At 68.3% G+C, this 13,660-nt stretch carries 14 protein-coding genes; 5 read left to right on the forward strand and 9 right to left on the reverse strand.

The features are described from left to right. Positions 1 to 60: 60 nt before the first annotated feature. From OWR29_RS37280 to OWR29_RS37295, 4 genes are read right to left on the reverse strand one after another with little or no spacing between them, the layout of a single operon-like run. Entirely contained in the window at positions 61 to 2,145 is a 2,085-nt protein-coding gene (locus OWR29_RS37280) for an alpha-galactosidase (protein ID WP_267568218.1), read from the reverse strand. Next, positions 2,145 to 3,038 carry a carbohydrate ABC transporter permease gene (locus OWR29_RS37285; RefSeq protein ID WP_267568219.1) on the reverse strand — a complete coding sequence of 298 codons (894 nt, stop codon included), beginning with the start codon at positions 3,036 to 3,038 and terminating at the stop codon, positions 2,145 to 2,147. Before OWR29_RS37285 ends, OWR29_RS37280 begins: the two co-directional genes overlap by 1 nt. Further along, entirely contained in the window at positions 3,038 to 3,976 is a 939-nt protein-coding gene (locus OWR29_RS37290) for a carbohydrate ABC transporter permease (protein WP_267568220.1), read from the reverse strand. The genes OWR29_RS37285 and OWR29_RS37290 overlap by 1 nt, the downstream gene beginning before the upstream one ends. Next, on the reverse strand, positions 3,973 to 5,223 hold the full coding sequence (locus OWR29_RS37295) for an ABC transporter substrate-binding protein (protein ID WP_267568221.1): 1,251 nt from the start codon (positions 5,221 to 5,223) through the stop codon (positions 3,973 to 3,975). The genes OWR29_RS37290 and OWR29_RS37295 overlap by 4 nt, the downstream gene beginning before the upstream one ends. 123 nt (positions 5,224 to 5,346) lie before the next feature. On the opposite strand from OWR29_RS37295, the gene OWR29_RS37300 reads away from it, so the two are divergent. Then, on the forward strand, positions 5,347 to 6,501 hold the full coding sequence (locus OWR29_RS37300) for an ROK family protein (protein WP_267568222.1): 1,155 nt from the start codon (positions 5,347 to 5,349) through the stop codon (positions 6,499 to 6,501). 86 nt (positions 6,502 to 6,587) lie between these two features. Here OWR29_RS37300 and OWR29_RS37305 read toward each other — a convergent pair whose 3' ends face one another. Further along, positions 6,588 to 7,007, reverse strand: a complete 420-nt coding sequence (locus OWR29_RS37305; protein WP_267568223.1) for a VOC family protein — start codon at positions 7,005 to 7,007, stop codon at positions 6,588 to 6,590. 27 nt (positions 7,008 to 7,034) lie between these two features. Next, positions 7,035 to 7,583, reverse strand: a complete 549-nt coding sequence (locus OWR29_RS37310) for a TetR/AcrR family transcriptional regulator (protein WP_267568224.1) — start codon at positions 7,581 to 7,583, stop codon at positions 7,035 to 7,037. A 145-nt stretch (positions 7,584 to 7,728) separates the two neighbouring features. On the opposite strand from OWR29_RS37310, the gene OWR29_RS37315 reads away from it, so the two are divergent. From OWR29_RS37315 to OWR29_RS37325, 3 genes are all read left to right on the forward strand, one after another. Continuing rightward, entirely contained in the window at positions 7,729 to 8,901 is a 1,173-nt protein-coding gene (locus OWR29_RS37315; protein ID WP_267568225.1) for a winged helix DNA-binding domain-containing protein, read from the forward strand. 82 nt (positions 8,902 to 8,983) lie between these two features. Next, positions 8,984 to 9,550, forward strand: coding sequence for a pyridoxamine 5'-phosphate oxidase family protein (locus OWR29_RS37320; RefSeq protein WP_267568226.1), 567 nt, complete (start codon positions 8,984 to 8,986; stop codon positions 9,548 to 9,550). Continuing rightward, the gene (locus OWR29_RS37325) at positions 9,547 to 9,774 is read left to right on the forward strand and encodes an NAD(P)-dependent oxidoreductase (protein ID WP_267568227.1); all 228 of its coding nucleotides are present in this window, start codon (positions 9,547 to 9,549) and stop codon (positions 9,772 to 9,774) included. The genes OWR29_RS37320 and OWR29_RS37325 overlap by 4 nt, the downstream gene beginning before the upstream one ends. Positions 9,775 to 9,831: 57 nt before the next feature. On the opposite strand, the gene OWR29_RS37330 is transcribed toward OWR29_RS37325, so the two are convergent. From OWR29_RS37330 to tnpB, 3 genes are read right to left on the reverse strand one after another with little or no spacing between them, the layout of a single operon-like run. Continuing rightward, on the reverse strand, positions 9,832 to 10,347 hold the full coding sequence (locus OWR29_RS37330) for a hypothetical protein (protein WP_267568228.1): 516 nt from the start codon (positions 10,345 to 10,347) through the stop codon (positions 9,832 to 9,834). Positions 10,348 to 10,406: 59 nt separating this feature from the next. After that, positions 10,407 to 11,234 (reverse strand): helix-turn-helix domain-containing protein, encoded by an 828-nt coding sequence (locus OWR29_RS37335; protein ID WP_267568229.1) that lies wholly within the window; start codon positions 11,232 to 11,234, stop codon positions 10,407 to 10,409. Further along, on the reverse strand, positions 11,231 to 12,586 hold the full coding sequence (tnpB, locus tag OWR29_RS37340) for an IS607 family element RNA-guided endonuclease TnpB (RefSeq protein WP_267568313.1): 1,356 nt from the start codon (positions 12,584 to 12,586) through the stop codon (positions 11,231 to 11,233). The genes OWR29_RS37335 and tnpB overlap by 4 nt, the downstream gene beginning before the upstream one ends. Before the next feature lie 191 nt (positions 12,587 to 12,777). Here tnpB and OWR29_RS37345 point away from each other — a divergent pair, with 191 nt between their 5' ends. Beyond that, the gene (locus OWR29_RS37345) at positions 12,778 to 13,587 is read left to right on the forward strand and encodes an SDR family oxidoreductase (protein WP_267568230.1); all 810 of its coding nucleotides are present in this window, start codon (positions 12,778 to 12,780) and stop codon (positions 13,585 to 13,587) included. Positions 13,588 to 13,660 lie beyond the last annotated feature (73 nt).

Raw genomic sequence — 13,660 nt, forward strand, 5'->3', positions numbered from 1 at the left:
GCCGCCGGCCGCCGCGTCAGCACCGGCGCACTCGTCGTGGGCGATGGCGAAGGGCGGCGGTCAATGTTCCGCAGTTGCGAGCACGACCACGACCGACAGAGGCGCCGGCGGCGGGCCGGTCAATCCCGTGTCGCCCAGGACTTCCCCGCTCAAAGGCACAGTGGGAACGTCGTAATCGGGCCAGCCGGCCGGGTCGATCCGCCGGATCGTGTAGCGAGCCGGGCGAGAGAGCCCGGGCAGGCGGAACCGGGGCGGCTCGTGCGCCAGCTCGTCGAGCTGGGCGTAGGCCATGATGGCGGACGACCGATCGTGCGCTACCACCCCGTACACCCAAGCGTCTTCGACGGCAGTGTCGAGCCGCACCGTCCGACCGGCGTGCAGGAGCGCGCGATGGATCCGGTAGACGTCGATCCAGCGGGCGAGGGTGGTCAGGTCGTCGTCGGTGGCGGCGGTGAGGTCCCATTCGATGCCGAAGTGGCCGAACAGGGCGGTGGCGGCGCGGAAGTCCAGCGGCAGGGTTCGCCGGGTCTGGTGTGAGCGGGGTGAGCTGACGTGCGCTCCGAGGTATTCAGGCGGCACCAGCTGGGTGGTCCACCGCTGGATGGCCTGGCGGGCCAGCGCGTCGTTCTGGTCGGAGGTCCACACCCGCTCGGCCCTTTGCAGCACCTCGAGGTCGATGCGCCCGCCGCCGGAAGCGCAGCTCTCCCATTCGACGTGCGGGAAGCGGGATCGCAGCTCGTCCAGGAGCCGGTAGAACGCCTTGGTCTGGGCGTGAATGCCGGGCCGGCCGTCGACCACTCCGGAGCCGCCGTCGACGGCGTCACGGTTGTGGTCCCATTTCACGTAGTCGACCGCGGCATCGCGCAGGACGGCGCTCATCTGCTCGAGGACATGCGCGTAGGCGCCGGGCTGGGCCAGGTCGAGGATCTGCTGGTGCCGTTCCTCGGGCGGGGTCCGGCCGGCGGAGGCCAGGATCCAGTCCGGGTGCGCGCGGAACAGGTCGGAGTCGGGGTTGACCATCTCCGGCTCGAACCACAAGCCGAACTGCATTCCCCGACCGTGCACGTGCTCGGCGATCGGCCTCAGGCCGTCCGGCCAGATCTGCGGCGCGACGATCCAGTCGCCGAGCCCCGCCCGGTCGTGACGGCGGCCGCCGAACCAGCCGTCGTCGAGCACGAAGCGCTCCACGCCGATGCGCGCCGCCCGATCGGCCAGCTCTTGCAGCACGGGCAGGCGATGGTCGAAGTACACCGCCTCCCAGACGTTCAGGGTCACCGGCCGCGGGGTTGCCGGGTGCGCGGGCACCGAGCGCAGGTATTCGTGGAAACGGGCGGCGAGCCCGTCGAGACCGTCGCCGGTCGCGCCGACGTACACCCAGGGGGTGGTGTAGCCGGTGCCCGGCGCGAGCGTGATCTCGCCCGGCAGCAGCAGCTCTCCCCCGCCCAGCGAGGTGACCGTGGGGCTGTTCTTACCGAGCGGAATGCGTTCGAGCCGGTGTACGTGATTGCCGCTCCATCCGACGTGGACACCCCAGATTTCCCCGTACGCGAATCCGAAGCCGGGCGTCCCGGCGGTGAGCACAGTGGCCGCGTCGAAGCCGGTCTTGCCGCGACGGTTCTCGCGCAGCCAGAGCCCGTCGGTGACAACCCGGCGCTGCGGGGTTCGTTCGCGGGCCCATCGCCCGGTGAAGTCGAGCGATTCGACGGCCCGGTCGGGCACGGGCACGACGATGTCGAGCGCCTCGAGCTGATAGCCGGTCGTCCCTTCGTTGGTCAGCGTGTGCCGCAGGCGAAGCAGGCCGCCGGGCACCGCCTCGATGTCGGTCCGCAGCGTCAGCTCGGCCTGCTTGTCGGCGGCATCGACCGTGGCCCGCTGCGGGGTGGCTGAGATCGCCGTCGGCACGAATTGCGGTGACCACGCGCCGGGTTCGCCGGCGCCGCGATGGCCGGTCAGACCCGGGCGCCCGTACCAGGTGCGGGAGCTCTCGGGCAGCAGCGGTACGCCGTCCGGCTGCAGGGCGGCGTGGTCGGCCGCGACGGTCGCCGGGCCGACCACGCCGCACCACACCACGGCCGGCAACCGGTCGGGGCGCTCGACCAGCACGAGGCCGGTGCCGCCGGGCACCCCGATCAGATGTGCGCCCATCACTTCACCGCACCCCGGGTGACACCGGAGATGACCCAGCGCTGCGCGAAAACGTACACAATGAGCAGTGGCGCCATGGCCATGAGGTAGCTGGCGAAAGCGGCCGGATAATTGGTCTGGAACTGGCTCTGGAACACGTATTGCACCAGGGGCAGGGTCGCCGATCCGGGGTCGGAGAGAATGACCAGCGGCAGCAGGAAGTCGTTCCACGCCCACAGGCAGGTCAGGATGCCGACGGTGGCGTTCATCGGGGCCAGCAACGGGAAGATGACCCGCCAGAAGATCGCCCAGGTGGACGCGCCGTCGATAGCGGCGGCTTCCTCCAGCGCTTGCGGAATGCTGTTGATGTACGCCGTGAAGATGAAGATGTTGAAGGCGAGCCCGTACACCACGTACAGCAGAATCAAGCCGACCCGGTTGTCCAGGTTGAGAATGGCCGTCTCCTTGGCCACCGGCAGCATGATGATGGGGAACGGCACGAACAGGGCCGAGACGAAATAGAAGTAGAGGCCTTTGAACAGGCGCCGCTTCATGTTGCGGGCGATGGCGTACGCGACCATCGAGTTGGTCAGCAGGGTCAGCACGACCGCCCCGACCGTGATGACGGCGCTGTTGAGGGCGGTCGTGGGGAAGTCGGTCAGCCGCCACGCGTCGGCGAAATTGCTCCACCGGACCTCGCCGGGCAGGCCGAATCCTGTACCGCCCAATTGGTCCGTGGTCTTGAGCGCGGTGACGACGGCGAAGTACAACGGGATGGCGATGGTCAGCGCGAGCACGATGAGCAGCGCGGTGAGCCACCAGTTGACGCCGGGGCCGGTGCGGCGCTGCCGACGGGGCCGGCGCTCCGCGGCGCGCCCGGCCAGGGTTCCGGTTTCACTGGCTGCAGTGGACATCAGACCTCTACCTCCCGGCGCCGCAGCACCCGCAGCTGCACGATGGAGAACCCGACGATGACGATGAAGAAGATGACCGAGTTGGCGCTCTGGTAGCCGTACTCGCCGCCCTGGAAGCCGCCCTTGTAGATGAGCAGCGCGACCGATTCGGTGTCCGTGCCCGGGCCGCCGCCGGTGAGCGCGACGATGTGGTCGAAGATCTGCAGGAAGCCCTTGAGCGACAGCACCATGTTGATGGTGAAGAAGCCCGCGATCATCGGGAACGTGATGCTGCGGAACTGCCGCCAGGCCGACGCGCCGTCGAGGTTGGCTGCCTCGTACATCTCGGTCGGAACGGTCTGCAGGCCGGCCAGGTAGATGATGATGTTGAAGGCGGCGGACTGCCATACGGCCAGGATCACGATGGCGATCCAGGCCGTGCTCGCCTTGGTCAGCAGCGAGGTCGACAGCGCGTCGATGCCGAGCTTCTCGCCCAGCGCGGGCAGCGAGTTCGAGAACAGGTAGTTGAAGATGTAGCCGACGACCAGGATGGCCAGCACGTTCGGGATGAAATAGATGCCGCGCAGGCCGTTCTTGAACTTGATCCGGCCGTTGAGCCCGATGGCGATGGCGAGCGACACGATGTTCACCAGAATCGTGGCCACCGCGGCGATGAGGAACGTGAACCAGTACGCGTGCAGTACGCGCGGGTCGGTGAACAAGGCGATGTAGTTGCGCAGGCCGACGAAGTTCGCCGGGCCGTAGCCGGGCGAGTCGGTGAAGCTGTAGTAGACGCCCTGCAGCACCGGAATCGTGTGGAAGATGAAGAACAGCAGGAACGCCGGCAGCACCATGATGTAGAAGGCGCCGGCCAGTCGCACTCCTCGCTTGGACGGTGCTTCGGCGTGACCGGCGCGTCCCTTGGCCGCGCTCTCGGTGCGTTCGGTCTGAGTGGTCATGACGCGATCACCGCCCCCAGGCCCCAGGTGCGCCGCTTGGCCACCTTGTCCCAGTCGGAGTCGAGTTTGCGCAGGAAGGTGTCCTCGCCGCCGCCGATCAGGAACTCCTGCAGCAGCGCGCTGAGCGGAATGGCCTGGATGAACTGGTGGTCGGTGAAGCCGACGATGCGGCCCGATTCGATGAAGCTCTGCACGCCCGACAGAGCCGGGTCGTCGTTGCTGAGGCCCTTGAGGGTGGGGATGGCGACCTGTGCCTTGCAGTAGTCCTGCATCACCTTCTCGCCCATGAGGAAGTCGATGAATTTGCCCGACTCGGCGGGATGGGCGCCGTCACGGGAGGCGGTGATGACCACGTCGACGCCGCTGACCAAGGTGGTCTTGGCCGGGTCGTTGGTGGCCGGCAGGGCCATGCTGCCGATCGTGAACCCGGGTTTGCCGTTGCGGATCTGCGGTACGGCGTAGCTGCCCAGCAGCAGCATCGCCGACTCTCCGCGGGCGAAGGCGGCGGTGCCGTCCTCGTAGCCCTTCGACAGGGGGTCGGGCTGGGTGTACTTGTACAGCTGGGCCAGTTCGTCGGCGGTCGAGCGCCACCCGTCCGCGAAGGTCGTCGCACCCTCGAAGCGCTGCTGGAAGAAATCGGCCGGCTGCAGCTGGGCCGAGAGAGGGGCGAGCGGCGACTGGGCGGTCCAGGCGTCGGCGAGCATGCCGTAGAACGGGGTGATGCCGGCCGCCTTGAACTTCTCGGCCGCCGCGATCAGCTCGTCGAAGGTGGTGGGAACCTCGACGCCGTTCTGCTTGAACAACTCCTCGTTGTAGAGCAGCCCACTGGCGTTGGCGGCGAACGGCACGCCGTTGACCTCGCCCTTCGAGCCGGCGCCGAGGTTGCCGATGACCGACAGGTAGGCCGGGTTGACGTTGCCGAGCACCGGATCGTCGCGGAAGTCGCGGAAGATCCGGGCACTCGCGAACTCGCCGAAGGTGCCGTTGGCGTTGAGCGTCATGACGTCCGGGACGTCGTTCTTGACCAACCGGGTCCGCAACGCGGTCTCCGGGTCGGCCGGGTTGTCGACGACCACCCGGATGTCCGGGTTGGCCTGCTCGAACTGGGCCGCCAGCTGCTGGAAGTACTGCTGCGCCTCCGGCTTGAACTGGAAGAACGTGATGGTGGTGCGGCTGTCCGCGGAGCATCCGGTTAGCACCAGGCCGGCCAACAGGACGACGATCGTGAAGAGGGAACGGCTTCGCAAGGCCGTTGGTGGACGTGGTGGCACGACGACCCTCCAACATCATTACAGCTTTGTTAATTTCATTCAGGTTGAAACTAACGACCGACTGAGCCATAGGCAAGAGTCGTTTCGTAACCTTGGTTGATGACCTCCACCGGCACGACGACGGTCGGCCGCCTGTCCACCGGCGCGCTGGCGGTCACCCGGCACCTGCTGGTCCACGGCCCCGCCACCCGCGGCGACCTCGGCGACCACCTGCAGCTGTCGGCCGCCTCGATGTCCCGCCTGGCCCGCGCCCTGGTCGAGGAAGGGATCGTGACCGAGCGGACCACCCCGGAACCCGGCGTCGGCCGCCCCCGCCAGGTGCTGTCGGTCGTCCCCGGCGCGCGCCACGTCATCGGCTGCAAACTGACCGAGGACAAGGCGTACGGCGTGGTCTGCAACATGCTCGGCGAGATCAAGACCTCGGCGACCGTGGCGCTGCCCGACCATCCCGCCGGCGCAGAGGTTCCCGTCGCGGCGACCGTCAAGGTGCTGACGCAGCTGGTGACCCGGCTGCGCCGCAAGGTGCCCTCGCTCGACGGTATCGGCGTCTCGCTCGGCGGCGTCGTCCTGGACGGATCAGTCGTCCACGAAGGCACGTTCCTCGGGTGGCGCGACGTCGACCTGGCCGGCCACCTCAGTGAACGCACGGGCGTGCCCGTCGTCGTCACCAACGACGTCACCGCGCTCGCCCGCGAACAGCTCTGGTTCGGCGCCGGGCGCACCCACACGACGTTCGGCATCATCACCGTGGGCGCGGGCCTCGGCTTCGGCGTCGTCCGCGAGGGCGTCGTGGTCGACCAGCTGATCGACAACGGCCATCTGCTCGCCCACTCCCCCGTCGACCCCCGCGGTCCCCGCTGCCAGCTGGGCCACCCGGGCTGCGTGGCGGCCTACCTCAACCGCACCGACATCGAACGCCGCGCCGCCACCACCCTCGACGACCTGACCCGCCGCCGGACCGCCGGCGACGAACGGGCCACCACCCTGCTCGACGAGGCCGCCCGCGCCCTCGGGCACCTGGCCGCCACCTTCGCCGGCGCCCTCCAGACCGACCGCATCGTCCTGGCCGGCGAAGACATTGCAGCGATCGCCGGCTCCCCCGCCATGAACGAGGTCATCACCGACCGCCTGCGCCCCGGCCCCCAGGAAACGCAACGCTGCACCCTCGACATCAGCGTCGCGCCCCTCACGTTCGAGGACTGGGCCCAAGGCGCCGCCGTCGCCGGCATCCAGAGCGTTCTGGGCGCCCCCTGAAGCCGACGAAACTACCGCACCGTGATCGGCTCACCTCACCAGTCTGGCACCTCACCGCCTTGGTCCACCCGACGTCCGCCCCGGACTCAGTGTTGCGGCGGAGTGACGTCGACGATCCAGGTGACGCCGAAGCGGTCGGTGAGCATGCCGTAGAGCGGGGCGAACGGCGCCGGTCCGAGGGAGGTGAGGACGGTGGCGCCATCGGCGAGACCGTCCCACATGCGCCGGATTTCGGTGGCGTCGTCGCCGCGCAGGGCGAGGTAGTAGGCGTTCTCGCCCGCGTCGAAAGGCTTTGAGGGCTGTACGTCGTAGGCCATGACGCGGAAGCCGTTGGAGGCAACGACCTGACCCCAAGCCACCTGGTCGGCCTGACCGGGGTCTTCGACGGCGTGGATGTCGGTGTAGGTGGCGATGGTGACCTCGCCGCGGAAGGCCTGGGCGTAGAAGTGGAGCATCTCGCGGGCCTGGCCGCGGGAGTTGATGTGGGCCGTGGTGGTGACGCTCATGGAATCTCCTTGGTCGGCCGGGCTTGTTCAGGGCTGGGCGCCGCGCATCGCGGGCAGCAGGATCGCGTCAATGAGGCCGATGGCGTACTCGGGCGTGATGGGCAGTTGCTGCACGGCGACCCTGCAGGTGCACATGAGCGGGAGCATCTGGGCGAGTGTGTCGACGTCGACCGGGCCGTATTCCTTGCGATCGACCGCGCGCTGGATCAGGACGCGGTTGGCGTCGATCCACGGTTGCATGCCGCCGTCGGCCAGCACGGCGGCGATCCGCTCGTCCCGGCCGGCGATGGACTGCAGTCCGGAGATGGCCCGGACGCGACGCTCGGCCTCCTCGGAGGTGTCGGGCTGCATGAGTGCGATGCAGTCGCCGCGCAGACTGCCGGTGTCGGGTAACTGGTCCACGTCGACCCGCCCCGGGGCAAGCCGTCTGACCGCGTGCAGCACCAGGTCGATCTTCGTCGGCCACCTCCGGTAGACGGTGGCTCGGGCAGCGCCGGCACGCACCGCCACCATGTCGACGGTCATGCCGTCATAACCGGTCTCGGCCAAAACGTCGAGAGCCGCCTCGAGGATCACCGCGTCACGCGAATGGTCTCGCCGACGTCCGCCTCTACCCGGTGCGGCAGTCGGCTCGGTTTGTTCAGCCACCCTGATACGATATCCATGCGTATCGGATCAAACAAGTATCGAAACTGTGCCGTCTCAGAGTTGGAAGGTCGCGATGATCAGATCAGTCACCGTCCAGCAGCGACGGGCGGCCCTCGTCCACCGCCACCACCTCACCGGCGCCGCCGAGAAGCCGAAAGACGTCGTGGACGCCCTGATCGCCTTGCACGCCACCGACCCGGCCTCGGTCTATCTGTCCGTGCTGGCGCGCAGCCGCACCACGAACCTCGCCGACGTTCACGAGGCGATGTATGGGCAGCGTGCCCTGGTGCGCTGGATGGCGATGCGGCGCACCCTGTTCGTCTTCGCCCGCGAGGACATTCCCATGATCCAGGCGGCGGTGAGTACGCCCTTAGCCGCGACGCTGCGGCGGCGCCTTCTCTCACTGATCGACCGCAACGGCATCGAGCCGCCGGTGACCGGCGACCTGTCCGGCTGGCTGCGGTCGACCGAGGCGCGAGTGGAATTGGCGCTGCGGCGACACAGCGCCACTGGGGCCGAACTGCGCGCCGCGGAGCCGAGTCTGCGTGGCGTCATCGCGGCCCGCACCCGCTCCGAACAACCGCAAGGGCTGACCTCACCGCTGCTGACCCTCATGAGCGCCGAAGGACGCCTTGTACGCGGCACACCTGCCGGCGCCTGGACCACCCGCCACCACCGCTGGGAACACGTAACGGCCTGGTGGCCGGACGGCCTCCCGCACAACGATCCGACCCAGGCCCAGACGTCACTGGCCCGGCGATGGCTGCAACGATTCGGACCCGCCACCCTCGACGACCTCCTCTGGTGGACCGGCTGGACCAAAACCGTCACCCGCGCCGCCCTCGGCCGCCTCGACGTCGAGGAGGTCGATCTGCATGGCACGCCCGGCATCAACCTGCAGGACGCCGCACCCCTACCAGCTGCCGAACCGGTTGCGAGTCTGTTGCCCGGCCTTGATCCGACCCCGATGGGCTGGAGACACCGCGACTGGTTCACCGCGGTCGACCCCGCCCACATCTACGACCGGGCCGGCAACATCGGCCCCACCATCTGGTGGAACGGCGAGATCATCGGGTCCTGGGCTGTGGCGGCAGACGGCATCCGCACCCACATACTCGCCGATCGTGGCCGAGAAGCCGTTGCGGCCGTCGAACACGCCGCCGCCGACCTGCACCCACGCCTCGGCGGCGCGCTGGTCGTCCCCGCTGCCCGCACCGCGTGCGAACGCCACCTCAGCGACACCTGAAACCAGCGCTCCCGGCGCCTCGAAGCGCAGAACAGCGCCCTGCGAAAAGCGGCTTCCCCGATCACGTCGGGTGTGGAGACGCATGGAGCGGATCACCTCGGGTACCCGCCTCACAAGCGCTCTCGACAACACAGACGAGACGACGGAGGAACCCATGGCAGACAGCAAGAACGACCGCAGCAAAGTGATCGAGCTGGTGGGCCGGGCCCAGTCAGCGATGCTGACGACGATGACTGCCGGCGGCGAGCACGTCAGCCGGCCGATGGCGGTACAGGAGGCCGAGTTCGACGGTGACCTGTGGTTCTTCGCCGACGGCGACTCCGACAAAGTCCGGCAGATTCAGGCGGATCCGCGGGTCAACGTGTCGCTGGCCAACGACAAGAAAAGCGAATGGACGTCGATCGCCGGACGAGCCGAAATCATTCACGATCCCGCCAAGGCAGAACAGTTGTGGTCCAAGCCGTTGGAAGCCTGGTTCCCCGACGGACTGCAGACCCCCGGGCTCACCCTGATCAAGGTGCACGGCGACACCGCGGAATACTGGGACGCGGCCACCAGCAAGGTCAAGCAAATGCTCGGAATGGCCCGGGCGATCCAGCGGGACAACCCCGACGAATTCCCGGTCGACAACCGCACTGTGGACCTGTGACCCCGGAATCAGCACCCCACCAGACCCGCAACGAGGCGACACGGGAGCCTCTTCGTCTGCTCGACGTCATCGCCGGAGACGCCACGGACCCGCCGGTCATCGATGCCGCGGTCGCCGCCGGCGACGCGATCATCCCTGTCATCGGCGCCGCCTACACCCGCCGGCCCGTCAAGGTCTACTCCGCCGGCGTCGCACTCGTGCTTGCCGCCATGCACCGCCGTTAGGCGGACATTGGCGGTCGTACCAATAGATGCAGCTCAACGGCCGCGCCGGGGCGCCTTTCAGACTGGGGCCGGCTCTCGCGATGGCAGAGCCAGCGGCAGACAGGCCATCAGAATCACTGCCGCCGCGTACGGCAGCAGGTCCAGCCGCACGCTGATCGACACATAGCCGGCCAGAAACAGCACCGGGCTCCACAACGGCACCCGCCGGGCCGCCGCGAGCAGGCCCAGCAAGGTCAGCAGGCCCAGTCCGAACAGCGCCGGCCCGATCATCTCCAGCCATTCGGCCAGCGGCGGGAAGTCGCCGTACAGGTCACCCACGATCACCCAGAGAAAAGACGCCACACCGAGAACTGCTGCGACGGCCGCCGCCGTGGCGACCCCGCGGCGCCGCGCCGGCACCATTCCGCGCAGCTGCACCGCCAGGATGCCGAACAGGGCCATGCCGATGAAGAAGGCGACGTGGCCGATGTCCCACGCCGGCCCGTTGTGCCGGTCGCCGTCCCAGCCGTCGATCCACCGCGCGATGCCGTACGCCAGCAGGAACAGGGGCGCGAGGAGAGCCGTCGGTCGCATAGCCGAAGCCTAGGAACGACGCCACACCGAAGAATATCGGTGGATACCCGTAAGTCTCCTCAGCGTAAGCGGGCCAGCGCGTCCACAGACGACGTGCCCGGGTCGGCCTGGTAGGTGATGATCACTTGGTCAGGGCTACCCGCGATCAACAAAGCCTCGCGCCGCAGCGTCAGCGACCCGGCGATCGGGTGGTCGAATCGCTTGATCGCGTCGCGCACCGGCCGGACGTCGTGGGCCGACCACATCGCTCGGAAGTCGCTGTCGCCCAGCATCAACGAGATGAGTTCGGCCGTACGCGGATCGTGCCGGACGCCCTCGGCGCGCAGGGCGGCAGCGGTCTGCGCGGCAACCTCAGCCCAGTCAGGGAACAGTGTGCGCACGGCCGGATCGAGAAACATGCCCCGGACCAGGTTTTCGCCGGGCGTGTAAAGCGTGGAGAGCGCCATGGCGCTTTTGTTGACTGCCAGCACGTCGAAGCGCCGGTTGCGGACGTACGCCGGGACGTCGGTCCACGCGTCGAGCAGTCGCTGCACGACATCGGATACCTCGTCGTGCCCGGTGACCGGTGCCGGCGGCGCGGCCAAAGCGTACAGGTGCGCCGTTTCATCGGCATTCAACCGAAGCGCGGCGGCCAGCGCGCGCAACACCTGCGGCGAGGGGTTACGGTCCTGTCCCTGCTCGAGCCGTGTCAGATAGCGCGGGCTCACCCCGGCGATGCGGGCGAGTTCCTCACGACGCAGCCCCGGCACCCGCCTGCGCCCGGACGGCGTCAGGCCCACCTGCTGCGGCCGGATCCGCCCGCGCCGTGCCCGGATGAAATGGCCGAACTCGTTGTCGCCGTGCACCTGATCGAGGCTACCGTTGCCACTGAGCGCTTGGGCGCTCATGCGGCTGTCCTGCCTTTCGGCATGACGGTCCCGGTCTGACGCACGGCTCTCGCCGTGCTGCCGGGTGGACGCTTCGCAGCCTCCTGCCCGCCGGGGCGGGTCTTGTGGATGGCTCCACGTCCTCTCACCGGGCCACTCCCGGCGGTGGTTGTCCCTGCCGCGAGGGCGGCGAGGTTGCATGCGGCGTTCAGGTCCCGGTCGAGGGTCAGGCCGCAATCGGTGCAGGTGTAAATGCGCTCGCGCAGAGGGAGTTTGGTTTTCACCGCACCACAGCTTGAGCAGGTTTTGCTGGATGGATACCAGCGGTCGGCCACGAGGAGCCGGCCACCGTTCCATTGGGTCTTGTACGCCAACTGGCGACGGATCTCGCCGAGGCCGGCATCCGCGATCCGGCGAGCGAGACGTCGGTTGCGCAGTATTCCGGTGACGTTGAGATCTTCGACCACAATCGTTGTGTGCTCACGAGCCAGACGAGTCGTGAGTTTGTGCAGGCCGTCGCGGCGCAGGTTCGCCACTCGTGCATGCGCTCTGCCGAGCCGCGCGCTGGCGTGCTGCCATCGCTTCGACGGCTTCCGCCCGCTGGGCCGGTCCGGTCCCTGCTTGCGTGACAACGCACGGCCCAGAGCCCGCAGCCGAGCCTGAGCGGCGTCGAGATGCTTGGGGTTGGCGATGAGTTCACCGGTGGACAGCGCGGCCAAGTGCTTGATGCCGACGTCCACCCCGACAACCGATTCCGGTCGGGCGTGATGGAGTGCGGCGCGCTGAACCTCGACAGTGAATGACACGAACCACCGTCTGCCTTCGCGTCGGAGCGTGGCCGACATGATCCGCGCCGTCCCCGCTTCACACCTGCGGGTCAACTTGCGTGCGGACTCGTGCAACTTCAATCGGCCCAGCCGCGGCAGAACCACGTGCATCCGATCCGGTTCGATGCGGATCGCACCGGTCGTGAACCGAACCGATGGCATCGTGCGGTGCTTCGTCTTGAACCGCGGGAAACCGGCTCTGCGGCCAGAGCGCTGCCCTGTTCGGGAGTCGGCCCAGTTCTTCAATCCGCGGGCAAGAGCGTCCAGGCCGGTGTTGAACGCCTCCTTCGACACCTCGGGCCACCATGGCGCCACTTGTGGCTTCGCGGCGTTCCAGGCCTTGCGCAACGCCGGCAATGACCAGCCAAGCGACGGCGTGAGAAGATCATCGGGTAGGCCATACGAACGCTCCGCGGCCCGCTGATCCATCACTGCCTTCACTCGGGCCAGCGCCCAGTTGTGCGCCTTACGGGCTGCGCCCGCATGCGCGAACACAGATCGCTCCTGGGCCGGCGTGAGATCGAGCGCGAACCGATATGCCTGCATCGTCTTCACGCCACTCACTCCCTCACCGGCTTCGGAAGCAGTATCGGCCAGGGGTACGACAAAGTCGGGTCACCAGACGACCGGCGAAACGCTAGAGCGCGTCATCGAGCGCCAGGGAGCAATTGATAGCTAGCAAAGGTACCCCTGGCAGGGGTCTGGTTACCGGTCATCCAATGGCGGACGGTCGAGTCATGAAGACATGGTTCATCACCGGTGCGTCCCGCGGCTTCGGACGGGTCTGGGCGCGGGCGGCGCTCGACCGCGGAGATCGGGTCGCCGGGACCGCACGAGACCCGCGCACGCTCGAAGACCTCGCCCAGGCGCACGGCGACCGGTTCCTTGCGCTGCCCTTGGACGTCACCGACCGCCCGGCCGTCTTCGCGGCGGTGTCACGGGCCGTCGACACGTTCGGCCGCCTGGACGTCGTGGTCAACAACGCCGGCTACGGATTGTTCGGCATGGTCGAGGAGACCACCGAGGAACAGGCCCGCGCGCAGATGGAGACGAACTTCTTCGGCGCGCTGTGGGTGACCCAGGCCGTTCTGCCTGTGCTGCGGGCCCAGACCCACGGTCACCTCCTCCAGGTTTCCAGCATCGGCGGCATCGGCGCCTTCCCGACCCTCGGTCTCTACAACGCGTCGAAGTGGGCGCTCGAAGGGCTCAGCGAGGCACTCGCCGCCGAGCTGGCCCAGTTCGGGCCCAGGGTGACGATCGTCGAGCCCGGCCCGTACGGCACCGATTGGTCCGGAGGGTCGGCCGTGCACACCGACCCGATCGAAGCCTACGAGCCAGTACGCGAAACACGCCGGGCCGGAGCGTCGGGGCGCAAGCCGGCCGACCCCGCGGTGACCGCCCCGGTCATCCTGCAACTGGTCGACGCGGAACGCCCGCCCCTGCGCCTGTTCCTCGGCCCGTACCCGTACGTCGTGGCCGAGAGGCTCTACCGCGAACGGCTCGCCACCTGGGACGAGTGGCGCCCGCTGGCGAACCAGGCGATATGACGGATTCGCCGCAAGTGGGTGTCGACGGTCTGGACGGCTGGCTGACCGGGCGCCGCGGCTGCTACGGATGCCG

The sequence above is a fragment of the Paractinoplanes pyxinae genome (assembly GCF_026626335.1).
GTDB classification, from domain to species: Bacteria; Actinomycetota; Actinomycetes; order Mycobacteriales; family Micromonosporaceae; genus Actinoplanes; species Actinoplanes pyxinae.